The following is a 23,968-nucleotide window of genomic DNA, read 5'->3' on the forward strand; positions in this document are numbered from 1 at the left end:
GCTCTAGGGAAACGGGAATGATAGGCAAGCGCCTCTGCCGTGCGGCGTCGATCGCTCTCAGCATCGCCGCCGGCGTGTGCCCGTCATGGGCGGGCGAAGTGCCGGTCATTAGCCGGCAAATCTCCGATTTCAGGATCGGCTCTTCGCAGATGCAATTCGGGTCGCTGGAATTTCTCGGCGGGCTGGAGATGGTTTCGAGCAGAGCGCTGTTCGGCTCGCTCTCCTCCATTCGCTTCCGGCAGGATCAAAAACAATTCGTCATGGTGCTCGATACCGGGCAGTGGCTGACCGGCAGCATCGAGCGCGACGTCAAGGGCAGGCTTTCCGGGCTTTCCAATGTCGAGATCACCCCGATGAAGAACAGCGCCGGGCGCAGCTTCGAGGGCAAGGGTCATATGGATGCCGAGGGTCTGGCGTTTGACGGCGACCGGATCCTGGTCTCCTTCGAGCAGGATCATCGTGTCGATGTCTATCCCGATCCGGGCTTTGCCCAATCGGGAGCGATCGCCACACTGCCGATCCTCATCCCGCGCAAGTTGTTGCGCGACAACCGCGGTATCGAGACCATCACGGTCGCGCCCGCGTCGAGCCCGCTCAAGGGCGGCGTGGTCATCGTCTCGGAACGTGGTCTCGATCGCGACGGCAACCGGCTGGCCGCCATTCTGAGCGGGCCGCTGAAAGGGCAGTTTGCGGTCGCACGCGATGGCAGCTTCGACGTCACGGACGGCGCCTTCCTGCCGAACGGCGACCTGCTGCTGCTGGAACGCCGCTTCAACATGGCCGAAGGCATCGGCATGCGCCTTCGGCGCATCAATGGCGCCGATATCCGGCCCGGCGCCGTCGTCGACGGCGAATTGCTGCTCGAAGGCAATTTCAACTCGCAGATCGACAATATGGAAGGGATCGACACGTTCCAGGCTGCCGACGGCACGACCCATATTGTCCTGGTATCGGACGACAATCATTCGATCCTGCAGCGCAATCTGATGCTGGAATTCCGACTTTCCGACAATGTGAAGCAGGCTGCGTCAGACTGATGTCATAGGTCTCGGCTACCCCCCGCGCGCAGCATCGGTGGCCGGCCTGCGGAGGAAACATGGTGCATATTTACGTCATGGGCGCATCCGGTTCCGGCACGACGTCGCTCGGTCTTGCGCTCGCTGAAAAGCTGCATCCTGCGATCGCCGCCGGAGCGGTCCGGTGGCGTCGGTGATCTCGTTGTTCAGCTGGCGCGGGCGGCCTGCATCGGCCGCAGCACGTTCATCAGGGCGCCATAGGGCAGCAGCATGACGAGGCCGACGATCATCTTGACGGCGAAATCGCCGAGCGCCCAGGAAATCCAGCGCGGCGCCTGCGTGGCGAAGACGCCGAAGACGGGAGCGGCTTCCAGCGCGAAAGGTTCGTTCGGGCCGAGGAACACGAAAAACGCGGCGAAGGACAGCGAGAAGAACATCACCGTATCGAGCGCCGAACCGATCAGCGAGCCGACGAGCGGGGCGCGCCACCAGGCCTGGCGGCGGAGGCGGTTGAAGACAGCGATATCGAGCAGCTGGCCGGCGAGATAGGCTGAGCCCGAGGCAATGGCGATGCGCGGCACTGACGTAAAGAAGGACAGCGTCACGCCGACGACAAAGCCGGCAAGCACGACCTTGCGGGCTGCCTGCGGGCCGAACTGGCGGTTGGTCAGATCGGTGATCAGGAAGGCGACCGGATAGGAAAAGGCGCCCCAGGTCAGGATATCGGCAAGGTTGATGCCGGCGACTTCGGCGTTCAGCGGGAACTGGACGAGGAAGTTGGAGGCGACGACGACAAGCGTCATCAGGGCGACATAGGCGATCGTATAGCGCGTCTTCAGCATTTTTTTATCCTGGGTGATGCCACCAGTTGGAGGACTCAGGCAAAGCAAAAGGCTTGACCGGGTTTATCCGTGCAAGCCTTTTGAAGCCGTATGAAAGAAGGGCAGAAGCTTAGGCAGCAACAGCCGCTTCGGCGGTCTTCTTGACGATCTGGCGGCGCAGCAGTCGTGCGCGCATCGACAGTTCGTTTTCGCTTGCCTTGATCAGGAAGGCATCGAGGCCGCCGCGATGCTCGACCGAGCGAAGGGCAGCAGCCGAAACGCGAAGACGATAACGCTGGTTCAACGCGTCTGATATCAGCGTCACCTGGCACAGGTTCGGCAGGAACCGGCGCTTGGTCTTGTTGTTGGCATGGCTGACATTGTTACCAGTCAGGACGGCCTTGCCGGTCAATTCGCACACGCGGGACATGGAACACCTATTCTTGTTTTTGTCGGGCCATCGAAATTGCCATCCCGGTCAAAACCAGGCGCGCAATCCAACGGGCATGATTGGAAAGTTGCGGTTCTATAGTCAGACCGGCTGCTCGCGTCAAGCCAAACCTTGGCCTTTCCCGCAATTCTGTCAAAAAGCTGCTGTTTTCTTCCCTTCACGGCAGGAGTATAGAGCGCTCGGCAAAGGCTGCCGGCGCGCGGCAAGACAAGGCTTTTTTTTATGGCTCATACGGGCAGACGGATTTTCATTTCGGCCATCACGGCGCTTCTTGCCATACCGGCATCGGCGGCCGAAATCCAGCATCGGACGGAATACCGGGTGACGCTCGCCGGCCTGCCGATCGCGCGCGCCGCGTTCCTGACGGAGATCGAGGACGATCACAGCTATAAGATTGCCGGCAGCATCAATTCGGCCGGCCTTGCCGATCTCATCACGACGATTTCGGCCAAGACCAGCGTCACCGGCGTCGTGCGAGACGACAGGCTGCAGGCGCAGAAATATTCGCTCTATTACAAGACCGGCAAGAAGGCCCGCGTCTACGAGGTCAGCTACCGCAACGGCAACATCGTCTCGGCGACGACGACACCGACGCCGAAACGGCCGAAAAACTGGATCGATGTGACGCCGGGCGACATGCGGTCGGTGCTCGATCCGATCTCCGGCCTGGTCTTCACCGGCGATACCAAGGTCTGCTCGCAGACGCTGCCGATCTTCGACGGCGAGACGCGCATGGATCTGGTGCTGTCGCCGAAGGGCGACGAGGATTTTTCGACCAACGGCTTCAAGGGCAAGGCGGTCGTCTGCGGCGTGCGCTTCGTGCCGCGCTCGGGCTACAAGAAGGGCCGCAAGGACATAACCTATCTCAGCAAGAGCGACCGGATGGAAATCTGGTTTGCCAAGTCGGAGGCGGCAAATGTATACGCTCCGGTCTATGTGCGCATTCCCACTGAATATGGCATGGTGACGATCACCGCCGTCAAATACGGCAGCAGCTGACGGAGTTCATGTCTCCGTCAAAGGGGGATGGGTGAAGCTTCGTGCGACATTGATCGGTTTTGCCGCCATTTTGATGTGGTCGTTCCTGGCGCTGTTCACATCAGCCTCCGGCAAGATGCCGCCGTTTCAGCTTTCGGCCGTCTGCTTTGCGATCGGCAGCATCCCCGGCCTCGTCGTGCTGTTTCTCAACCCGTCACGTCTGGCGCTGCTGAAGCAGCCGGCCAAGGTCTGGTTGACCGGCATCGCCGGCCTGTTCGGCTATCATTTCCTGTATTTCACCGCGCTCAGAAACGCCCCGGCGGTGGAGGCGGGGCTGGTCGCCTATCTCTGGCCGCTGCTGATCGTCGTCGGTTCGGCGCTGCTGCCGGGCGAACGGCTGCGCTGGTATCATGTTACCGGCGCCCTCGCCGGGCTCTGCGGCACCTTCCTGATCGTCGCCCGCAACGGCATCGATTTTAACGGCGCTTATGCGGTCGGCTACGGGGCCGCCTTTCTCAGCGCCTTCACCTGGTCCGGTTACTCGCTGCTGACCCGGCGCTTCGACGCCGTCTCCACCGATGTCGTCACCGGCTTCTGCCTTGCGACCTCGCTCCTGTCGCTCGTCTGCCATCTTGGCCTGGAGACGACCGTCTGGCCGGCAACGGGTTTCGAATGGCTCGCCGTCATCGGGCTCGGGCTCCTGCCCGTCGGGGCTGCCTTCTATGCCTGGGACTACGGCGTCAAGAACGGCGATATCCAGATCCTCGGCGCGGCCAGTTATGCCGCACCATTGCTGTCGACGCTGATCCTGACGTTGTTCGGCTTTGCCGAGCCGAGCTGGCGCATCGCTCTCGCCTGCCTGCTCGTCACCGGCGGGGCGGTGCTGGCCGCCCAGGACATGTTCCGCCGCAGGATCCAGCCGCCGGTTGCGGCGGAATGATCTAGCCGCCGGGCGTCCAGCCGGATGGCGCCATCTCGAAGCTGGAAAATTCGAAGCCGGGCGAGACGGTGCATCCCACAAGGGTGAAATCGCCGAGGCTTTCGGCCGCTTGCCACCAATTGGCGGGAATGATCGCCTGCGGCCGTTCGCCGGCGGAAAGGTTTGTTCCGAGCGTCAGCGTTTCGCTCGTCGTTCCGTCTTCAGAGCGATGCAGCGAGAGCGGCGCGCCGGCGTAATAATGCCAGACCTCGGCGGCGTCATGGACGCGGTGCCAGTGCGAGCGCTGTCCCCTGGTCAGGAGGTAATAGATCGCCGTCGAGTGGCCGCGTGCTCCGCCCACAGTATCGCGAAACGTCTGCACGTACCAGCCGCCTTCCGGGTGCGGCTGCATGCCGAGTTCGCGAATGATCTCCTCGGGAGACATCAGAAATTGTCCTTGCGCTTGCGGATCTCGGCAAACACTTCCTCATTGGTTTTGCCTTCCATCAGCAGATTGCGGCGGATCGCCGGATCGGCGGCGCGCAGGAACGGATTGGTTTCCTTCTCCAGCCCCAGCGTCGTCGGAATGGTGAATTTGCCCTCAGTGCGCAAGGCCTCGATCTCGGCGGCACGACCCTTCAGCCGTTCATTGCCGGGATCGACCGTCAGCGCGAAGCGGGCGTTGGAGAGCGTATATTCGTGGCCGAAATAGACGGCGGTTTCATCGGGCAGCACGGCAAGCTTCTGCAGCGAATGCCACATGTCGGCGGCGGGGCGTTCGAACAGCCGGCCGCAGCCGAGCGCAAACAGCGTGTCGGCGGCAAAGAGCAGCTTGTCGTCGGCGAAGTGATAGCAGATATGGCCGGCGGTATGGCCCGGTGTTTCGATGACGTTGACCGTGTGATCGCCAAAAAGGAAGCTGTCGCCATCGGCCATCGTCCGGTCGAGGCCGGGAATGGCGATGGCCTCGTTGATCGGGCCGATGATCTCGCAGCCGAACTGTTCCTTCAGCGCCAGGTTGGCGGCGACATGGTCGGTGTGGTGATGGGTGGTAAAGATATGGGTGATCTTCCAGCCGCGGCGCGCCGCCGCTTGCAGAATCGGCGCTTCCTCCGGCGCGTCGATCGCCGCGGTCAATTCTGTTTCCGGGTCGTGGACGAGAACGCCGAAATTGTCGGTGCGGCAGAGAAAAACGTCCAATTCCAAAGGTTTCATCGTGCAATAATCCCTTGTCATGCGAGTCTCGCGGAAATGTAGAGGGTCCGGCCTTGAAGTCCAACCGCCCGCTGATAACATTTATCGCAATGCACGCCGATATCGTCGACCTACGCCAGTTCTACCACTCCGAGCTCGGGCGTCTTGCCGAGCAGTCGATCGCCATGGCGCTGTCGTCGCTCTGGGTGCGGCTGCCGCAGGAGCGTCTCGTCGGCCTCGGTTATGCCGTGCCCTTCCTCGATCGCTTCCAGGCCGACACCGAACGCACCTTCGCCTTCATGCCGGCCGGTCAGGGCGCGGTTAACTGGCCAATGGGCTCGCTCTCGACGACGACACTGGTCTTCGACGAGGAACTGCCGCTGCCGGATTCCTCGATCGACCGGGTGCTGATGGTGCATTCGCTGGAATTCGCCGAAAGCCCGCGCGAAACGCTGAAAGAGCTCTGGCGGGTGCTGGCGCCGGGCGGACGGCTGGTCATCGTCGTGCCGAACCGGCGCGGTGTCTGGGCGCGGATGGAACATACACCCTTCGGCTCGGGCCGGCCCTATTCCCGCGGGCAGCTGACCCATCTGCTGCGCGAGACGAATTTCACGCCCGGCGCGACCGCTGAAGCGCTGTTCTTCCCGCCCTCGAAGCTCAGGACCATCCTGCGGCTTCGCCGCGCTTTCGAGCGGATCGGCCGGACGCTGTGGCCGGCCTTCTCAGGCGTCATCATCGTCGAGGCGCAGAAGCGGCTCTATCAAGGGCTGCCGGTCGCTGCACGCGCCTCCCGCCGCGTCTTCGTGCCGGTTCTGGCACCCCACGGCGTGCCGACCACACGCAACCGCTGACGCCGTTGCCTGCTCTCGACAAGAACGGCATTCCGCTTTAATGCGACGTGGTCATTTCCGGCAATTCCAAGGTCGAACCATGAGCGTTGAGATGAGCAAGCCTGTTCCGCGTCCCGGTATTCTCGATATCGCATCCTATGTGCCGGGCAAGGAACATGCGCCGGGGGTTGCCCGCGTCTACAAGCTTTCGTCCAACGAAACGCCGCTCGGCGCCAGCCCGAAGGCGATCGAAGCCTGCAAGGCGGCTGCCGACAATCTCGGGCGTTATCCCGACGGGCAGTCGGTGGAATTGCGTGAGGCGATCGCCACCGTGCACGGACTCAACCCGGCCAACATCCTGTGCGGCAACGGCTCCGACGAGCTGCTCGGCCTGCTCTGCCATGTCTATCTCGGCGCCGGCGACGAGGGCATCATCACCGAGCACGGTTTCCTGGTCTACAAGATCCAGATCATGGGCGCCGGCGCGACGCCCGTCGTCGTCAAGGAAAAGGATCATACCGTCGATGTCGATGCGATCCTTGCCGCGGTGACGGAGAAGACGAAGATCGTCTTCATCGCCAATCCCGGCAATCCGACGGGCACCTATGTCCCGGTCAGCGAGATTCGCCGCCTGCAGGCCGGGCTGCCGAAACATGTCGTCCTGGTGCTCGATGCGGCTTACGCCGAATATGTCCGCCGCAACGATTATGAGGCCGGCATCGAGGTCGTGTCTTCCAATGCCAACGTGGTGATGACCCGCACTTTCTCGAAGGCCTACGGACTTGCGGCGCTGCGCGTCGGCTGGATGTATGCGCCCGCTGAGATCGTCGACGCGGTGAACCGCGTGCGCGGGCCCTTCAATCTGAACGCGGCGGCAATCGCTGCGGGTGCCGCGGCCATCCGCGACCAAGCCTTCGTGCAGCAGGCCGTTTCCTTCAACCAGATGTGGGTGGAGACGCTGACCCAGGCGCTTGAGGCGATCGGCCTGAAGGTGACGCCGTCGGTCGCCAATTTCGTCCTTATCCATTTTCCCGACATCGACGGCAAGCGCGCCGCCGATGCCGACGAGCTGCTGACGAGCCGCGGTTACATCCTGCGCGCCGTGCGCAGCTATGGTTTTTCCAATGCGCTGCGCATGAGCATCGGCCCCGAAGAGGCCAACCGCGGCGTCATCGCCGCACTCAGCGAATTCATGGGACGCAAGGTATGAACGTGCAGTTCGATCGTATCGCGCTGATCGGCATCGGTCTGATCGGCTCTTCGCTTGCCTACGACATCCGGCGGCTCGGCCTGGCAAGAGAGATCGTCGTCGCCACACGCAGCCCCGATACGCTGAAGCGTGCCGAGGAACTCGGTCTCGGCGACCGCTACACGACCTCTTCGGCCGATGCCGTCAGGGATGCCGATCTGGTGATCGTCTCGGTGCCGGTCGGCGCTTCGGAAAGTGTGGCCAAAGAGATAGCAGCAAGCCTGAAGCGGGGGGCTGTCGTCACCGATGTCGGCTCCACCAAGGCCTCGGTGATCGCGCAGATGCTGCCGCATATTCCGGCCGGTGTGCATTTCATTCCCGGCCATCCGCTGGCAGGTACGGAAAAATCCGGCCCGGATGCCGGCTTCCCCGGTCTCTTCGAAGGTCGCTGGTGCATCTTCACGCCGGTCGCAGGCACCGACGAGACGGCAATGAAGCGGCTGCGCGGCTTCTGGGAAGCGCTCGGCTCGAAGGTCGATGAGATGGATGCGGAGCATCACGACAAGGTGCTGGCGATCGTCTCGCACCTGCCGCACATCATCGCCTACAACATCGTCGGCACCGCCGACGATCTGGAGACGGTGACGGAATCGGAAGTCATCAAATATTCCGCCTCCGGCTTTCGCGACTTCACCCGCCTTGCGGCCTCCGACCCGACCATGTGGCGCGATGTCTGCCTGCACAATCGCGATGCGATCCTCGAAATGCTGGCGCGCTTCTCGGAGGATCTCGCCTATCTGCAGCGGGCGATCCGCTGGGGCGAGGGCGACAAGATCTTCGAACTCTTCACCCGCACCCGCGCCATCCGCCGCTCGATCGTCCAGGCCGGCCAGGACGTCGACGCACCGGATTTTGGCCGCCCCCACGCACTGGACAAGAAGTAACCTCGCGATGGTGGAGGTGACGAGCGCAAGTCAGGCGGATATCAACTGGCTGGTTCGCGAGGATGCCAGTGCCGGCAAGGCATGGGTATCGCGATGCGTGGCGCTTGGCGAATATCTCATCGCCAGGCAGGCTGGGGAGATCGTCGGCTTCCTGCGCTTCTCCCGCTTCTGGGGCAGGGTTCCCTATATGGAAATGATTCGCGTCCTGCCCGGCCACCACCGGTCGGGCGTCGGGACCGCACTGTTTCTCGCTTGGGAAGAGGCGATGCGCGGCGAGGGCGCCCGCCTGCTGATGACCTCAAGCGAATGCGACGAGAGCCGTCCTCAGGACTGGCATCGCCGCAACGGATTTTCCGAAACCGGTGCGATCGAGCTGCCAGGCCTGCAATTGGTGCCTGAGGTGTTCTTCGTCAAACGGATTGATTAGATAGGCGGAATCCGGCCGAGCGGGATGAAGCCACTGACGGTGGCGTTGCCGTGATCGACGACGAGATCGACCGAGACCTTGTCTTTGCCGCCGGCAAGCGATTTCAAGAGCTTCGTCGCCGTATCGACGGTCGAGGCAACATCCGGAAAGGCCTGTTTCAAGCTGTGGCCCCAGGGGCCGAGCTGTTCGATCTCCAGCTTGAATTTTCCGGAGAGCAGACCCTGCTCGTCGAAGGAGAAGGGGCCGGTCAGCGTCATTACCTTGCCGTCGCCGATGTCGGCGACGATGCGGCGCAGTTCGCCGCTGGCGCCGTTGAGGCCGCTCGGATCACTGCCGTCGATCAAGCCGGCTTTGCCGGCGACGGTCAGATCGATGCTGGCAGAGAATTTCGGGAAGATCTGCGGCCAGTCCTTGATCGCCGTATTCGCATCCTGCACGGAGATCGCGCCGTCCAGATCGCCGCTGTTCTGGCGCAGATGGATTTCGGTGCGAGCCGCATCGAAGCTGATTGTCTGGCCGGTGTAGGAGGAGACGGCCGTCGCCTTCAGGCCATCGATGGCGGTCGAGCTGCGGTTGATGCCCCTGAGCCTGGTCGCCAGACTCGCCTGCAGATCCGTCCATTGCGCCGAGATCGAAAGGCCGTTGGTGGTGCGGATCTCAGCCGGCGAATCGAGTTCCCAGACGATATTCCCGGGTGCGTAGACCTGGGCTGCCGAGCGCAGCGCTCCGAAGCTGGCCGAGACGCCGTTGACATTGTCGTCGACATCGACCTTGGAGCAGAACAGGCCGATGCGGAAGGGATAGCCGCGGAATTCGATATCGGAGCATTCGCCGGTCACGCCTGCCTGGTCGCGCGGCGCGATCGCCTTCAGCACCGTGGTCTTCAACGCCGAGGCCGCATAGAACCAGCCGCCGGTATAAAGCGCGATCACCAGGAGGATGCCGCCGCCCAGCAGCCAGAATTTCTTACTGCTACCGGATTGGCTGCTGCCGGATTGGCTTGACGCTGCCATGATGTTCTCCAATGGTGAATCGCAAATGTGATTCCGGTCTGGCGTGCGATATGGACGAATTTTGGGTGTTTGGCTACGGTTCGCTGATGTGGAATCCGGGCTTCGAGTTTTTGGAACGGGCAGATGCTCTGGTGCACGGCTACAGGCGTTCGCTCTGTGTACGCTCCTTCGTCCATCGCGGCACGCGCGACAGTCCGGGCCTCGTCCTCGGCCTCGACAGAGGCGGCGCCTGCCGCGGCATGGCCTTCCGTATTTCCCCGGATAAATGGGATGAGGTGATCGATTATCTGCGCGCCCGCGAACTGGTCACCAATGTCTATCTGGAGCGGCGGGTGCGGCTGCAATTTGCCGGAGGCCGCAGGGTGGGTGCGGTTACTTATGTTGCCGATCGCGACCATGAGCAATATGCCGGTACGCTCGACACATTTGAGGCGGCGCGCGTGGTGAACGAGGCCACGGGCCAGTCCGGGCCGAACGATGCCTATGTTTTCAACACGCTGGCACATCTGAGGCAGATGGGCATTCGCGATCACTGGCTGGAGCAGGTCGTCAACGAAGTGGAGCGGCTGCGCGCCGCTTGACTTCAGGCGGTCGCCGCCTTGAGCTTGCGCAGCTCCGCCAGCCTTTCGACTGCGGTCGGCGGCAGCGGCAGATGCGGGTTCGCCTCGACGGTTTCAAGCAGAAGCTCGTCGCTTGCCCGTTCCGAAACCTCGATCAGACGGGCGAAAAACGCGTCCGGATCCATGCCCGGCAGGATCGGCGGCAGGATCCTGACCTTGAAATGGCCGGGATAACGACGAATGCTCCGGCGTGGCCAGAACAGACCGGGATGCATGACGATCGGCACCACGGGAATGGCGAGATCGCGGTACATACGGGCGATGCCGTATTTATAGACCGGCTCGGCGCCCGGCGGGCGGCGGGTGCCCTCGGGATAGATGATCAGCTGGCGGCCGGTCGAAAGCTCTTGCTTTGTGCGCTTCAACACTTCCACCATCACCTTGCCGCGGGCGCCGCGATCGACGGGGATCACCCGCTGCTTCTTGGCATACCAGCCGAACAGCGGAATCCACATCAGTTCGCGCTTCAGAATGTAGACCGGGTCCTTCAGCCAGGGCAGCAAGGCATAGGTATCCCAGAAGGACTGGTGCTTCGGCGCCAGGATGTAGCTGCCATCAGGCAGGTTCTCCAGACCCTCGATCTCGAAGGTGGTGCCGACGATCACCCGCATCAGCCAGTGGTTGGAGCGCGCCCAGTTCTTCGGGATCGCATAGGCGGTCAGGCGTGGCGCCAGAAAATAATATGGCGAGAGCACGATCATCCGGATGATGAGGTTGGCGTAGAAGATCGTGTTGAAGAGGACGGAACGCAGAGCGATCATGAAACTTTCCCGAGGCATGCTCACGCGACCGGCCTACACGATATTAGCCGCCATAAAAAGCGTTTGATGACGCCTCGATGCAAAAGCCTCGAGCATTTTGCCGATTTCTCCCGACTCAAGGAAAGGCTCTAGTTCTGGCCAGACGCACTTGCCGAGCGCAGCCCAGTGTGGCGGCCGAAGCCGGTGATGTTGCGGGCGCCGGTCAGCAGCACCTTTACATATTCGGCAAGCATGACGCGCATCGCGTTCGGGTCGGTGAACCAGTTGCGGCTCTTTAAATCCGAATTGACCACGGGATAAGCGATGAATTCGATGTCGGGGTCGACATAGGAGAGTTCGGCGAGGCTTCGCGGCATATGGTAATTGTTGGTGACGACGATGACGCTCCTGTAGCCGTTGGCGTGGATCCAGTTAGAGGCTTCCTCGGCATTGCCGATCGTGTCGATGGCGTCGTGGCCGATGTCGACGCAGCAGGAAAAAAGGTCGGCCGATCCCTGCGTCATCCTGCGGATCTGCCTCGGCGTCGTCGTCGGGTGGACGCCGGAGATCAGCAGCCGTTTGCCGGCGCCCTTCTGCAGCAATTCGACGGCCTGGTCGATACGTTGGTAGCCCCCCGTCAGTACGACGATCGCATCCGCCTTCGGCTCGACCGGAGGCTTCAGAGTCGTGACGGAATCGGCAAAACGCAGGAAGCCGCCGAACACCAGCGCCATTGCCAGCACGCAGGCAAAGCCGCCCCAGCGCAGCAAGCGGCGGATCAGCCCGCGCCGCGGCGGCAAAGCCGCCGGACGGTCAAGCTCCGGGCCCTGATGAATCGGGTTGGGTGTCGTATCTCCCATCGTCATGAATCGTGACTATACGCTGATTGCGGCGCGGAACAGACGCTTTCACAACAAAACGGCATGGTGACGATCAACTCGCAATGCCGTCGGTGCGTGTTGGGTCCGAGCGCAATGTATCGATTTCATAGATCGTCCGCATGACGGTCAGGCGCGCGGTGAAGGTGGTCAGCAGCGCGATGACGATCATCGTTGCGAAGATGCCGGCATAACCGAGCACGCCGACGGAAAAGGTGCCGAAAAGCGCGGTGGCCTGGTCCGTCTCCGGGGTGGCCAACGTGCGGCTCTGCCAGAAACCGGCGGTGGCGAAGAAGAGAGCGGCAAGGGCGCTGCCGATCGCCGAACCTTTGAGGCTGATCTTGAGGAAATGCTTCTGGAATTCGGTGGCGACGAAGGAGCTTTCGGCGCCGACGAAATGCAGCACTTCGACGATGTGGCGGTTGCCCGACAGCGCGCCGCGCGTGGCGAAGACGACGGTCAGCACCATGGCAGAGAAGACCAGCAAGAGGATGCCCGTGCCGATCATGACGGTCGTGTGCGCCATCGACACCAGCCGATCGACCCAGGTGCGGTGATCGTCGAGGCTGGCCTGCGGGATGCTGTCCTTGAGCATCGCCCGCATGCCATCGAAATCCGGCGGATTGCTCTCGTCGATGGTAATGACGACCAGGCGGGGGACGGGGAGATCCTTGAGATCGAGACCAGGGCCGAGCCAGGGTTCGAGCAGCCGGGCGGTCGCCGCCTCGTCGACGATCTGGCCGCTCTTGGTGCCGACGAAGGTCAGCGCCAGGTCGCGCGCCTGCGCCAGCGCCTTTTCCATGTCGAGATTGTCGTCCGGCTTGATCTGGATAGTGATCTCGCGGGAGATCTGGCTCTCCCAGCTTGCCGCCGTCGAGCGCACCATGCTGACGCCGCCGAGCGTCAGGCAGGCGAGAAAAGCCATGATTGATATCACCACCATCAAGGCGCTGCCCTGGATGTTGGACGGCGGCAGGATCGGCGCGGTCGGACGCACGCGCATTTCCGGCCGCTTCTGCTCGGCCTTATCAGGCGCCTTGCCCGGGTTTCTGGATGGGGGCTCAGTCATAGATATCGAGATGCCCCCCCGAAAGGATCATGCGGCGGGCCTCCACCTGTTCCATCAGCGCCAGGTCATGCGTGGCGATGACAACGGCCGTGCCGAGGCGGTTCAGCTCGAGAAAAAGGTTGAGCAGGCGCTTGGCCATCGGCGGGTCGACATTGCCCGTCGGTTCGTCGGCAAGCAGCACTTCCGGCCGGTCCATCAGTGCCCGGGCTATCGCGGCGCGCTGCTTCTCGCCGCCTGAGAGCACGGGCGGCAGCACGTTGATGCGTTCGCCGAGGCCGACCCATTTCAACAGTTCCAGGACGTCGGTCTTGTAGGAACTCTCATCCTTGCCGCGCACGCGTAAGGGCAGAGCGACATTCTCATAGGTCGTCAGATGGTCGAGCAGGCGAAAATCCTGGAAGACGATGCCGACGCGGCGGCGCAGCAGCGGCAGTTCCGGGCGGGGAATTTCGGAAATGTCGCGCCCGAACATGCGGATCAGGCCGCGGGTCGGCTGCAGCGACATGAAGAGCAGCCGCAGCAGCGACGTCTTGCCGGCACCCGATGGGCCCGTCAGGAACTGAAAGGATTTTTTCGGAATGTCGAAGGTCAGGTCCCGGAGGATTTCCGGGCCCATGCCATAGCGCAAACCGACATTCTCGAAGTGGATCAACGGGCAGCTCAGTCTGTTCTTGGTTTCACCGTGTGACTTGTTAACCAACACCGTTAACAGCCGGTAAATTTTGCTGGAAAGACGCCCGTTTGATGGCGATCTTTGCGAAGCATTAACCATTAAAATTTACGACTGAGGAGGATTCGTTTCAATGCCAAGATTCCCCCTGGCAGCGAAACCATGTGGACATCTGCGAGGCAGCCATCATGGAAGCATCCTCCTTCAGCCGCCGGACGCCGGGCCAGGCCTATGATTTCCTGCCGCCGGAACCCGCACGCCGCCAATATCGCGCGGCGCGTCCCGCCGATATTTCCGACGCCGAATTCGTAACGCTCGGCAAAGTCCGACCGACGGAGTTTGCTGCAAGAACCTATAACGACAACCGCAGGCGCGCGGCCCAAACACAGGCAGCGCCGCCGCAGCAGGCGCCGGCAATGGCAACTGTTCTGCGCGATGCGGAAGCTTTCCTGCAGCGCGCGTCGATGCGGAGCTTCGCAGGCTTGGTGCTGGCGCTCGCCGTGCTCGTCTTCGGGCTTGCGGGCGGCTTTTCCGGTTTTTCGGCAGAGCCGGCCTATTCCGGAGCGCCGCTGCATTTCACCCATGTGACGGTGGCGCCGCGCGACGCGAACGGCATGCGGGTGCTCGTCATCAACGGCATCATCGAAAATGACAGCGGCACGACGCAGATGGTGCAGCCGATCCGCGCCGATCTCGTCACCGACGAGCGGCTGACTGCAAGCATCGTCATCAATCCGCCCTCCGATGTCATCTATAGCGGCCAGAGCCGAGGCTTCTCGGCGCGCGTCCAGCATGCCGGCGGAAAACTACCGGAGGTCCGGCTCTCGTTCCTGCCGTAGACGCCACTTCCGCACCGAGTGGCGGAATTTCCCGCTGCAGGTCGCGCCAATCCCGTTAATTCATGGCTGACGAGGCTGTTTCAAGCTCGCATATGTGCTAACGGCTTACCCTTCTTTTCATGGAGCAAGCCCTTATGCCTGTCGTGCGCGGAAAAAATATCGAGCCGCTCTTCACTGCCGAGCAGATCGCCGAGCGCAATCATTCGATGGCGCGGGAGATCGCCAACGGCCCGACCAAGGACCTGCTCGTCATCGCCGTGCTCAAGGGTTCGTTCATCTTCGCCGCCGACCTGATCCGCGCTCTGCATGATAGCGGACTTGCCCCGGAGGTCGAGTTCATCACGCTGTCGAGCTATGGCATCGGCACGGTTTCGCAGGGCGTCCGCATCGTCAAGGATATCGACAGCGACGTCCATGGCCGCGACGTCCTGCTGATCGACGATATTCTCGAGTCCGGCCGGACGCTGCTGTTTGCCAAGGAATTGCTGTTCGAGCGCGGCGCGCGCAACGTCACCATCGCCGTGCTGCTCGACAAACGCGTCAAGCGCAAGGAAAAGCTGGAGGCCGATTATGTCGGCTTCGAGTGCCCCGACTATTTCGTCGTCGGCTACGGCATGGATGTGGCTTATGCCTTTCGCGAACTGCCCTTCGTCGGCGTGGTCACCGGCGACGCCTGAGCTGCTGCGGCGTGTTCCGGCATCTTTGACCTCCGAAAGATGCGGGGCGCGCTGTCTTGCCGGTCGAGACGGGTTGTTAACCATTCCGTCCATCGCTTCGCCATCTTTACCGATCGAAAAGGAAAGTCTGGTGATTTCCGTCGCGGGGCTGAAGACGGAGCAATGCACATATGGCAAGAATTCTGATTACGGAAGACGAGGACTCCCTGCGGTCTTTCGTAGCTCGGGCGCTCAGGCTCGACGGTCATGAGACGGATGAAGCGGCCGATGGCGCCGAGGGGCTGGAGAAGCTGAGGGACGGGGCCTACGATCTGCTGCTTTCAGATATCCGCATGCCTGTGATGGATGGCATCGAACTCGCCCATCAGGCAAAAGACGCCTTTCCCGGCCTGAAGATTCTGCTGATGACCGGTTATGCCGAACAGCGTGAACGGGCCGATGATCTTGCCGAAAAGATCATCGACGTTGTCGCCAAACCATTTGCGCTTCCGGATATCCGCAAGGCGGTCGCCAGGGCGCTCGTCGCCTGAGGCATGATGCCGAACGCCTGAGCGGGTTTCGGGACGACGTATGCACCGTCTTGCGGTCACCTGTTTTAGCGCGCCGCCGATCCATTATACGGCGGCGTAAGGCCTACTGAATATCCAGCAACCGTTCGAGATACCGCCGTTCCATTTCCTGCGGCGGATTGTTGCCGAGCTTTTCGCGGATCGCGTCGAGGATTTCCCGGGCGCGCTGAACGTCGATCTCGTCGGGCACCTTCACGCTGTTGTCGCCGAAATCCGGCCCCTGGACGCGGCGCGGGCGGCCGAGCGGGTCGCGGCCATTCTGATCCCCCTGACCAACCTGGCCGTTCGGACCTTGCCCTTGCTGACCCTGTTGGGCCTGCATCATCTGGTTCATCATGTCGCGGGCGCCCTGGCGAAGCGCTTCGAGCGCGCGGCCCTGGCCCTCGATGGCCGGCTGGCCGCGGCCCTGGCCGAGCTCACGGCCCGCACCTTCCATCTCGCGTTGCGCCTGGCCGAAGCCGGGGCCGGGCTTCATTCCCATCTCGCCCAGCTTTTTCTGCAATTCGCCGAGCTGTTTGCCGAGCCCATCCTGCTGGGCGCGCAGTTGTTTCAGCGCCTCGCGCAGCTGCTCGGCGGTCATCTGGTCGGAGGGCTGCTGGCCGTCCTTGCCTTGCTGGCCCTGCTGCTGATCCTGCGGCTCGCCGTTCTCTCCAGGGTTCATCTCGTCGAGCAGCGGATCGTTTTCGCCCATCTCGGGTTCGCCGCGCTGCATGCGATCCCTGAGCTGCTGATCGAGACGGAAGGTCTCTTCCATCAGCTTCTGCTGGTCGCGCAGGATCTCACCGAGCTTGTCGATCTGCTTGCGGGCTTCGCTGTTTTCCTGGCTCTGCTGGCCGCGCTGCGGCCTGCCGGCCTGCAGGTTGTTCATCATGCGCTGTAATTCCGACAGCATCTGCTGGGCTGCGTCGCGATTGCCGGAGCGGGCGAGATTCTCGATCTGGTCCATCATCCGTTCCAGATCCTGCTGGCGCAGGATATTCTGGGCGTTCTGGTTCGGCTGCATCGGCGCATTCTGCATGCGTTGGGCAAGCTCGGTCATATAGTCCTGCATCGCCTTGCGCAGCTCATCCATCAGCTTCTTGATTTCCTCGTCCGGCGCGTTGCGGTCCAATGCGTCGGCAAGTTTCTGCTGGGCCTCGCGCAGCTTGCGCTCGGCTAGCGAAAGATCGCCGTCCTCCATGCCGAGAGCGATCTCCCAGAGATATTGGGCGGTATCCTTTAGCGCCTCATCACCCCTTGCAAGCTTCATGCGCGTCAAGGCGGATTCCAGCAGCAGATAATTGGTGAGCTTGGGGATGGTCTCCTCGGGGCGGATGGTCAGCGCCTCGTTCAGCGCGATCGCCTGCGGCATTTTGCGGGTGTCGAGCGCGAAGACCTGCCGCTGCTCGGCGACGGCCGCGGCAAGCGGCTCGTTGAAAGGCCGCGACGGCAGGATCATCTCATGCGGCGGGCTGCGCCCGGTCTGGCCGGCGGCATCCTTGGCGACGAGTGTCACGCGCACGCGCTTGCCGGCAAGCGGATGTTCGGTCAGGTTGCGGCTGGTCACGCCCTTGGCGTCGCGGGCGTTGCGGCGGGGAATATCCAGCCGGTATTCCGGCAATGGATAGAGCGGCGTCGCCGTCGGATCGGTCTCGACCGGAACGATCTCCGCATGCGCCTCCTGGACGCCGTAATCGTCCTTGACGGTAAAGCCGATTTCAAGCGCGCCGTTGACACTGGGCTTCGGCAAACCGTCGAAGGCGATCTCCGGCGCCTTATCGGGGAGGACCTCGAAGCTCCAGCGGCGACCGTTGACTTCAAGGGCGCCATTCTCTTCGAGCTTCATCACATGCGTCTGCGCGACCAATGCCTGGCTGGTGGGGGCCTGGCTGGTGGGTGCCTGGCCGGCGGGGGCCGTCTTCGGCTGTTCGCTGCCAGCCGCCGTCTGCTGCGGCTTGGTATCGGCCTGCACGGCGATATCCTGCGCCTGGCCGTTCGCCTTGCGGAACACGACCTTTTCGGCAGTCTTTCCGCCGCTGACGCGAACGGTGAGGCCCGAAAACTGCGGGATGCCGATCGCCGCCTGCTCGCTGCCGTCAGCGGTCAGGTAGATCGGTGCGCGGCCGGTATAGGAGGGCGGTGTCACCCAGGCGTCGATGCGCACTGCCGGATCGACGATCACCTGCTCGGGCGCTGCTTGAAAGGCGTCTCCAAGCGAGCCGCCGTTGATCGACAGCGAATAGGCAAAGGCGGTGACCAGCAACAGCGCCGGCACGGCGCGCAGGGCAAAACGGTCATGCGCGGCGATATCGGGTCGCGGCAGCCCGGCATCGAGGGCTGCGATCTTTTCGGCCATGCGGGTCTGGTGCTCGCGCCAGAGCGCCCGGGCGAAGGGCGTATCGAAGGCCGGTTCGTCTTCCTGGACGGTGACCGGCTGGTGCGGCAGGCCGTTGCGCTCTTCCAGCATGCGGTCGGCTTCGGTGACCCCCGGCCAGCGCAGATTGCGCAAGGGCAGGAGCGAGACGAGAAAGGCGGTGGCAAAGCCGACCAGCAGCAGGATGCGCAGCCAGTCCGGCACACTACGGAAGAGGCCGAACCAGGAGGCTGAGAGATAAAAGGCGGCGACGGCCAGAACCGGCATCAAAGGCGGCAGCAACTGCTCGAAAAACAGCACGACGCGCGCCAGCAAGCGTTTCGTCGTTACCAGCCGGGCAAGCGAAGGGCGGAGCGCAAATGCACCTTTTCTCTGCTTCGAGGGGCTTGTCATCGATCCGGTCTCCGCGATCTGGCGTTTTGGAACAGAGGGCGCTTCCGGCGATTGCGGGGCAATACGCTCATGACTGACAAGGATATCACTCTTTGTGGCGAAGGCGAGGGCGAGCGGCCGGCAATACCGGGTTTTCACGTTTATTCGCCAAAAAGTGATGGCTGGTTAAAGCGCGTCGCGATCTTTCAGATTGCTCCTCGCGCTTTAGGTCGGTGTTTTACGCATGTCGTGATCGCAAGAACGCTGCACAGTTTGCGCGAGATGCTTCAGTCCAGCCAGGTCGGAACCGAGTCGAGGCTGATCAGCTCCGCATAGGTCCTGCGCGGGCGAATCGTATGGAAATCGCTGCCTTTGACCAGAACCTCGGGCACCAACAGGCGGCTGTTATAGGTGCCGGCCTGCACCGCGCCATAGGCGCCGGCCGTGCTGACGGCGATCAGGTCGCCGGGCTTCGGCATCGCCATTTCGCGATCGAGCGCCAGGTAATCGCCGGTCTCGCAGACGGGGCCGACGACGTCGGCGCGGATGCGGGGGGCGTTCGCCGCCGAAATCGTCACCGGACGGATCTCGTGATAGGCCTCGTAGAGGGTGGGGCGGATGAGATCGTTCATCGCACCGTCGACGATGACGAAGGTCTTTTCGCCGCCATCCTTCACATAGAGGACTTCGGTCACGAGGATACCGGCATTGCCGACGATCAGGCGGCCGGGCTCGGTGATGATCTTGCAGTTGAGGCCGCGCAACTGGTTCTTGACGATCGCCGCATAGGCATCCGGCAGCGGCGGCGGATTGTTGTCGTCCTTATAGGGGATGCCGAGGCCGCCGCCGATATCGACGTGATCGATGGTGTGGCCGTCGGCGCGCAGCGTCGCGACAAGATCGTGCAGCAGCCTGAACGCGTCGTCAAAGGGCTGCAATTCAGTAATCTGGCTGCCGATATGCATGTCGATACCGGTGACCTCGATGCCCGCCAGCTTGGCGGCATGGGCATAGATGGCGCGGGCACGTTCCCAGGAAATGCCGAATTTGTTTTCCTTCTTGCCGGTCGAGATCTTGGAATGCGTTTTCGCGTCGACATCCGGGTTGATGCGGAAAGAGACCGGGGCTTTCTTGCCGGCGCTGACGGCGCGCTGATTGAGGATTTCGAGCTCAGGCTCGGATTCGACGTTGAAGCAGTAGATACCGGCCTCAAGAGCGAAATCCATCTCGGACGGCGTCTTGCCGACACCTGAAAACATGATGCGGCTTGCCGGAATATCGGCGGCGAGCGCGCGGCGCAGCTCGCCTTCGGAGACGACGTCGATGCCGGCGCCGAGCCGGCCGAGCGTCTTCAGCACCGCCTGGTTCGAATTCGCCTTCATCGCGTAGCAGACCATGGAGTCCATATCGGCAAAGGCCTCCGAAAAGATGCGGTAGTGGCGCTCCAGCGTTGCCGTGGAATAGACATAAAAAGGCGTGCCGACCGCCTTGGCGATCTCGGGAACTGGGACGTTCTCGGCATGAAGGACGCCGTCGCGGTATTCGAAATGGTTCACGGGCTTAAGCCTTAAAGAAGCGGGTCGAGAAGGAAGGGCTTATCGACGGTTCCCGGCTGTTTCGTCGGCTTGGAAACGTCGCCTTCCTTGGTTGCCGCAGCACTCGGCGGATCGAGATCGCCCTTGCGCCCGCATCCGGCAACGGCAAGGCCGATGACGGCGAGCGCCGCCGTCAGGCGGATGAGGTGCGGCAAGCTCTTCTGCATGGATATCCTCTTGTGCGGCATTTGATGTCCATCGTTCATATCGAAGTTTAGCCGCCTTGTGCACCCTGATTGTTGGGCGCTTTTCCCGCCTGCGACGAAGGGCGAGACGGCATTTCACACGCCCGCTATTTCTCAGTTGCGGGCGCGCCAGAAGGCGATCTGCTTGCGCACCTCGGAGGGCGCCGTACCGCCGAAGCTCTTGCGGCTGGCGACCGAGGCCTCGACGGTCAAGACGTCGTAGACCTTGTCGGTGATCGCGGAATGGATCGCCTGCAGGTCGGCGAGCGGCAGTTCGGCAAGATCACTGCCCTTGCTTTCGGCAAGCGCCACGGCGCGGCCGGTCACGTGATGGGCATCGCGGAAGGGCAGGCCCGCTTCACGCACCAGCCAGTCGGCAAGGTCGGTTGCCGTCGAATAGCCGGAGCCGGCCGCCGCCTTCATGCGCGCGGTGTTGACGGTCATGTCGCGCACCATGCCGGTCATGGCGGCGATTGCCAGTTCCAAGCTCTCGGCCGCGTCGAAGACCTGTTCCTTGTCTTCCTGCATGTCCTTGGAATAGGCGAGCGGCAGGCCCTTCATGATCGTCAGCAGCGCCACGAGCGAGCCATTGATGCGGCCGGTCTTGGCGCGCACCAGTTCGGCCGCATCCGGGTTCTTCTTCTGCGGCATGATCGAGGAGCCGGTGGAGAAGGCGTCGGAGAGGCGGACGAAACCGAATTGCGGGGTCGACCAGATGACGATCTCTTCGGCCAGGCGCGACAGATGCATGCCTGTTATCGCTGCGATCGACAGGAATTCGATGGCGAAATCACGGTCGGAGACCGTGTCGATGGAGTTGCGGGTCGGCTCACGGAAACCGAGCGCCTTGGCCGTCATGTGGCGGTCGATCGGATAGCCGGTGCCGGCAAGGGCGGCAGCGCCGATCGGGCTTTCGTCCAGATGCTCGATGGCGTGGCGCACGCGCGAGCGGTCGCGGCCGAACATTTCGACATAGGCCATGCAATGATGGCCGAAGGTAACGGGCTGGGCGGTCTGCAGATGGGTGAAGCCCGGCATGACGCTTTCGGCATGTTCCTCGGCGCGGTCGAGGAAGGCGGCGATCAGGCCGGTCAGCATTCGTTCGGTCTTCTCGAGCTCTTCCTTCACCCAAAGGCGGAAGTCGAGCGCCACCTGATCGTTGCGCGAGCGGGCGGTGTGCAGCCGGCCGGCGGCCGGTCCGATCAGCGTCGCCAGACGCGCTTCGATATTCATGTGGATGTCTTCGAGCCGGCGCGAAAATTCGAAATTGCCGCTTTCGATTTCTGACAGGATCGTGTTTAGCCCGTGAACGATCTTGTCCTTATCGTCCGATGAAATGATCGCCTGGTGGGCAAGCATGGTCGCATGAGCGATCGAACCGCGGATGTCCTGGGCGAATAGCTTCTTGTCGAAACCGATCGAGGCATTTATCTCCTCCATGATCGCGTCCGGGCCGGAGGCGAAGCGCCCACCCCACATCTGGTTGGAGGATTTGGTGTCCGTGTTGCTCTCGGCCATGGAAGATGCCCGTCCTGGAGAATGAAATGACGACAAAAAAACCTTTCGGCCTGCCGTCCGTAAAATTGATCGCAATCGCCGCCGTTGCAGGCGTCATTGCCGGTGCGGCAGCGGTATACGTGAAGGAGACCGGGATTGGCAATGGCGGCGGTGAAACGGCTTCGGCCGAATGCTCGCTGGCCAAGGAGCGCGCTGCCAATCTGACGCCGCTGATGAAGGGGCAGGTTGCCGCCATGGTTGCCGCCAATGAACCGCGCAAGCTGACCGGGGTGTCCTTCAACGGCCCCGACGGCAAGCCTATGACGCTCGATCATTTTGCCGGCAAGACCGTGCTTCTCAATCTCTGGGCGACATGGTGCGTTCCCTGCCGCGAGGAGATGCCGGCTTTGAACGCGCTCGAAAAGCAGATGGGCAGCGACAAATTCCAGGTCGTGCCGGTCAATATCGATAGCGGCGACGACGAGAAGCCGAAGGCTTTCCTCGCCGAGACTGGCGTCGATGCGCTGCAGCTTTACCGGGACAATACGATTGCCGTCTTCAACAGCCTGAAGAAGGAAGGCCTCGCCTTCGGCCTGCCGGTGACGCTGCTGCTCGACGACCAGGGCTGCCTGATTTCTGCGATGAACGGCCCGGCTGCCTGGGACAGCGACGATGCAAAGGCGCTGATCAAGGGGGCGATCGGGTCGTAAGGAGTCCGGTCAGGAGTCGCCGTCTCCTTTGATGAGAAACACACCCGCGAGCCCGATGAGGACGCAGCATTGCAGCAGGAACATCGGTGTTTCGGTCGACATGGCATTTCCTCCCGTTCACGGCAAGGAAAGCATGTCGCGGGCGCTCGGTCCATTCGCCCTTTCTGATGATGTCTGCATAAAGCATGTCGCGCAACATTGGTTTTGCGATCACGACATGCGGAAAACCTGAAAGATGGCGACGCGCTTTAGCGCGTCGGGACTGGCACTTCGCCGCGATAATCGTAGAAGCCGCGGCCGGATTTGCGTCCGAGCCAGCCGGCTTCGACATATTTCACCAGTAGCGGGCAGGGGCGATATTTCGAGTCTGCCAGACCGTCGTGCAGCACCTGCATGATCGACAGGCAGGTATCGAGGCCGATGAAATCGGCAAGCTGCAGCGGCCCCATCGGATGGTTGGCGCCGAGCTTCATCGCCGTGTCGATCGCGTCGACCGTGCCGACGCCTTCATAGAGGGTGTAGATCGCCTCGTTGATCATCGGCAGCAGGATGCGGTTGACGATGAAGGCTGGGAAATCCTCAGCGACGGTGATGGTCTTTTCCAGCGTACCGACGAATTCCTTGGCGGCGGAGAAGGTCTTCTCATCGGTCGCGATGCCGCGCACCAGTTCCACCAGTTTCATCACCGGCACCGGGTTCATGAAATGAATACCCATGAAGCGCTCGGGGCGGTCGGTGGCGGCAGCAAGCCGGGTGATGGAAAGGGAAGAGGTGTTGGTGGCAAGCAGCGCTTCCGGCTTCAGGACCGGACAGACCTGGGCATAGATCTTGCGCTTGACCGCCTCATCCTCGGTGGCGGCCTCAATGACGAGATCGGACGGAGCGAGATCGTTGATATCGGACGAGCCCGAGATGAGCGACAAGGTCGACTTGCGCTCCTCTTCGGTCATCTTGCCGTTCGTCACCAGCCGAGCAAGGTTGCCGTTGACGGTAGCAAGGCCGGACTCGATGCGATCCTGTGAGAGATCGTAGATGTGAACCTTGTAACCTGCGGCGGCCGAAACATGCGCGATGCCGCAGCCCATCTGGCCGGCACCGATAATACCAATATTCTTCAACACCGCATTCATCTCCAAACCCCCGCACGGCATTCGCCCCCGCGCTGCCGCATTTTTTTGCAATGCTGCCGGACGAAGGATCGCCCGGCAGCAGTAGTAGCCCGATAAAAGATAATTTTCCAGTCATTCGCAAGTGCGAAAGAAAGGCATTTGGGGCGTTTGAAGCGCGCCGCGATCTTTCGGATTCGCTTTTGGCGCTTTCGGTCTTGGCTCGACCTGTTTTAAAGCGCCTTTTGCAATTCCGGCAGCGCCTCGAACAGATCGGCGACCAGGCCGTAATCGGCGACCTGGAAG

27 protein-coding genes and 1 pseudogene are annotated in these 23,968 nt (G+C 62.2%); 14 read left to right on the top strand and 14 right to left on the bottom strand.

All coding sequences use genetic code 11. The annotated features are described in order from the left end of the window. The first annotated feature begins 17 nt into the window (after positions 1-17). Positions 18-1,037: an esterase-like activity of phytase family protein gene (locus ATY29_RS26770; protein WP_097533377.1), complete on the top strand. Its 1,020-nt coding sequence runs from the start codon at positions 18-20 to the stop codon at positions 1,035-1,037. A gap of 59 nt (positions 1,038-1,096) precedes the next feature. Then, positions 1,097-1,171, top strand: a pseudogene (locus ATY29_RS26775) (adenylate kinase); the annotation flags it as partial. 51 nt (positions 1,172-1,222) lie between these two features. Here the strand turns inward: ATY29_RS26775 and ATY29_RS26780 are convergent. Together ATY29_RS26780 and rpmB are read right to left on the bottom strand one after the other, a co-directional pair. Next, the gene (locus ATY29_RS26780) at positions 1,223-1,858 is read right to left on the bottom strand and encodes a VUT family protein (RefSeq protein ID WP_003567080.1); all 636 of its coding nucleotides are present in this window, start codon (positions 1,856-1,858) and stop codon (positions 1,223-1,225) included. 109 nt (positions 1,859-1,967) lie between these two features. Next, complete coding sequence (gene rpmB / locus ATY29_RS26785) at positions 1,968-2,267, bottom strand: 50S ribosomal protein L28 (RefSeq protein WP_003567078.1); 300 nt, start codon at positions 2,265-2,267, stop codon at positions 1,968-1,970. A 243-nt stretch (positions 2,268-2,510) separates the two neighbouring features. Here rpmB and ATY29_RS26790 point away from each other — a divergent pair, with 243 nt between their 5' ends. Then, positions 2,511-3,287, top strand: a complete 777-nt coding sequence (locus tag ATY29_RS26790; protein ID WP_003567076.1) for a DUF3108 domain-containing protein — start codon at positions 2,511-2,513, stop codon at positions 3,285-3,287. Between the two features lie 31 nt (positions 3,288-3,318). After that, complete coding sequence (gene yddG / locus ATY29_RS26795) at positions 3,319-4,206, top strand: aromatic amino acid exporter YddG (protein WP_025417185.1); 888 nt, start codon at positions 3,319-3,321, stop codon at positions 4,204-4,206. Position 4,207: 1 nt separating this feature from the next. On the opposite strand, the gene ATY29_RS26800 is transcribed toward yddG, so the two are convergent. Continuing rightward, a complete protein-coding gene (locus ATY29_RS26800) occupies positions 4,208-4,630 on the bottom strand; it encodes a cupin domain-containing protein (RefSeq protein ID WP_025417184.1) in 423 nt (140 codons plus the stop codon). Continuing rightward, positions 4,630-5,400 (bottom strand): hydroxyacylglutathione hydrolase, encoded by a 771-nt coding sequence (gene gloB / locus ATY29_RS26805; RefSeq protein ID WP_097533419.1) that lies wholly within the window; start codon positions 5,398-5,400, stop codon positions 4,630-4,632. The genes ATY29_RS26800 and gloB overlap by 1 nt, the downstream gene beginning before the upstream one ends. Positions 5,401-5,453: 53 nt before the next feature. On the opposite strand from gloB, the gene ATY29_RS26810 reads away from it, so the two are divergent. The 4 genes from ATY29_RS26810 (at position 5,454) to ATY29_RS26825 (ending at position 8,769) form a co-directional block, all read left to right on the top strand. Further along, positions 5,454-6,230 (top strand): class I SAM-dependent methyltransferase, encoded by a 777-nt coding sequence (locus ATY29_RS26810; RefSeq protein WP_003567069.1) that lies wholly within the window; start codon positions 5,454-5,456, stop codon positions 6,228-6,230. A gap of 91 nt (positions 6,231-6,321) precedes the next feature. Then, on the top strand, positions 6,322-7,419 hold the full coding sequence (hisC, locus tag ATY29_RS26815; protein WP_172643020.1) for a histidinol-phosphate transaminase: 1,098 nt from the start codon (positions 6,322-6,324) through the stop codon (positions 7,417-7,419). Beyond that, positions 7,416-8,342, top strand: coding sequence for a prephenate/arogenate dehydrogenase family protein (locus ATY29_RS26820; protein WP_097533378.1), 927 nt, complete (start codon positions 7,416-7,418; stop codon positions 8,340-8,342). Before hisC ends, ATY29_RS26820 begins: the two co-directional genes overlap by 4 nt. Positions 8,343-8,349: 7 nt before the next feature. After that, entirely contained in the window at positions 8,350-8,769 is a 420-nt protein-coding gene (locus ATY29_RS26825) for a GNAT family N-acetyltransferase (protein ID WP_097533379.1), read from the top strand. Here the strand turns inward: ATY29_RS26825 and ATY29_RS26830 are convergent. After that, positions 8,766-9,782: a DUF2125 domain-containing protein gene (locus ATY29_RS26830; RefSeq protein ID WP_097533380.1), complete on the bottom strand. Its 1,017-nt coding sequence runs from the start codon at positions 9,780-9,782 to the stop codon at positions 8,766-8,768. The two genes, ATY29_RS26825 and ATY29_RS26830, sit on opposite strands and share 4 nt — an antisense overlap. A gap of 50 nt (positions 9,783-9,832) precedes the next feature. Here ATY29_RS26830 and ATY29_RS26835 point away from each other — a divergent pair, with 50 nt between their 5' ends. Further along, positions 9,833-10,363 (top strand): gamma-glutamylcyclotransferase, encoded by a 531-nt coding sequence (locus tag ATY29_RS26835; RefSeq protein ID WP_003567059.1) that lies wholly within the window; start codon positions 9,833-9,835, stop codon positions 10,361-10,363. A gap of 2 nt (positions 10,364-10,365) precedes the next feature. On the opposite strand, the gene ATY29_RS26840 is transcribed toward ATY29_RS26835, so the two are convergent. The 4 genes from ATY29_RS26840 to ftsE form a co-directional block, all read right to left on the bottom strand. Continuing rightward, positions 10,366-11,163 (bottom strand): lysophospholipid acyltransferase family protein, encoded by a 798-nt coding sequence (locus tag ATY29_RS26840; protein ID WP_097533381.1) that lies wholly within the window; start codon positions 11,161-11,163, stop codon positions 10,366-10,368. A gap of 128 nt (positions 11,164-11,291) precedes the next feature. Further along, entirely contained in the window at positions 11,292-12,008 is a 717-nt protein-coding gene (locus ATY29_RS26845) for a YdcF family protein (protein ID WP_003567056.1), read from the bottom strand. 67 nt (positions 12,009-12,075) lie between these two features. Then, entirely contained in the window at positions 12,076-13,089 is a 1,014-nt protein-coding gene (locus ATY29_RS26850) for a cell division protein FtsX (protein ID WP_025417179.1), read from the bottom strand. Next, entirely contained in the window at positions 13,082-13,741 is a 660-nt protein-coding gene (gene ftsE, locus ATY29_RS26855) for a cell division ATP-binding protein FtsE (RefSeq protein ID WP_003567051.1), read from the bottom strand. Before ftsE ends, ATY29_RS26850 begins: the two co-directional genes overlap by 8 nt. 206 nt (positions 13,742-13,947) lie before the next feature. Here ftsE and ATY29_RS26860 point away from each other — a divergent pair, with 206 nt between their 5' ends. From ATY29_RS26860 to ATY29_RS26870, 3 genes are all read left to right on the top strand, one after another. Then, the gene (locus ATY29_RS26860) at positions 13,948-14,598 is read left to right on the top strand and encodes a hypothetical protein (protein ID WP_003567050.1); all 651 of its coding nucleotides are present in this window, start codon (positions 13,948-13,950) and stop codon (positions 14,596-14,598) included. 134 nt (positions 14,599-14,732) lie between these two features. Continuing rightward, a complete protein-coding gene (gene hpt / locus ATY29_RS26865) occupies positions 14,733-15,275 on the top strand; it encodes a hypoxanthine phosphoribosyltransferase (protein WP_003567049.1) in 543 nt (180 codons plus the stop codon). Between the two features lie 170 nt (positions 15,276-15,445). Next, positions 15,446-15,805, top strand: coding sequence for a response regulator (locus tag ATY29_RS26870; protein WP_003567048.1), 360 nt, complete (start codon positions 15,446-15,448; stop codon positions 15,803-15,805). 103 nt (positions 15,806-15,908) lie between these two features. Here ATY29_RS26870 and ATY29_RS26875 read toward each other — a convergent pair whose 3' ends face one another. The 4 genes from ATY29_RS26875 to argH all read right to left on the bottom strand — a co-directional run bounded on the left by ATY29_RS26875 (position 15,909) and on the right by argH (position 21,867). Then, positions 15,909-18,590, bottom strand: coding sequence for a TIGR02302 family protein (locus ATY29_RS26875; RefSeq protein ID WP_097533383.1), 2,682 nt, complete (start codon positions 18,588-18,590; stop codon positions 15,909-15,911). Between the two features lie 266 nt (positions 18,591-18,856). Next, the gene (lysA, locus tag ATY29_RS26880) at positions 18,857-20,125 is read right to left on the bottom strand and encodes a diaminopimelate decarboxylase (RefSeq protein ID WP_003567046.1); all 1,269 of its coding nucleotides are present in this window, start codon (positions 20,123-20,125) and stop codon (positions 18,857-18,859) included. 11 nt (positions 20,126-20,136) lie between these two features. Next, positions 20,137-20,331 carry an LPS translocon maturation chaperone LptM gene (lptM, locus tag ATY29_RS26885; protein ID WP_003567045.1) on the bottom strand — a complete coding sequence of 65 codons (195 nt, stop codon included), beginning with the start codon at positions 20,329-20,331 and terminating at the stop codon, positions 20,137-20,139. 132 nt (positions 20,332-20,463) lie between these two features. After that, a complete protein-coding gene (gene argH / locus ATY29_RS26890; RefSeq protein WP_003567044.1) occupies positions 20,464-21,867 on the bottom strand; it encodes an argininosuccinate lyase in 1,404 nt (467 codons plus the stop codon). A 26-nt stretch (positions 21,868-21,893) separates the two neighbouring features. Between argH and tlpA the strand changes: the two genes are divergently transcribed. Further along, positions 21,894-22,556 (top strand): thiol:disulfide interchange protein TlpA, encoded by a 663-nt coding sequence (tlpA, locus tag ATY29_RS26895; protein WP_003567043.1) that lies wholly within the window; start codon positions 21,894-21,896, stop codon positions 22,554-22,556. Positions 22,557-22,804: 248 nt separating this feature from the next. Here tlpA and ATY29_RS26900 read toward each other — a convergent pair whose 3' ends face one another. Further along, entirely contained in the window at positions 22,805-23,686 is an 882-nt protein-coding gene (locus ATY29_RS26900) for a 3-hydroxybutyryl-CoA dehydrogenase (RefSeq protein ID WP_003567040.1), read from the bottom strand. A gap of 50 nt (positions 23,687-23,736) precedes the next feature. Here ATY29_RS26900 and ATY29_RS36515 point away from each other — a divergent pair. After that, positions 23,737-23,968 (top strand): hypothetical protein (locus ATY29_RS36515; RefSeq protein ID WP_133118165.1); only part of this gene is annotated, 232 nt, incomplete at its 3' end.

Origin of the sequence: Rhizobium hidalgonense (assembly GCF_002914525.1) — a bacterium.
Taxonomy (GTDB): domain Bacteria; phylum Pseudomonadota; class Alphaproteobacteria; order Rhizobiales; family Rhizobiaceae; genus Rhizobium; species Rhizobium hidalgonense.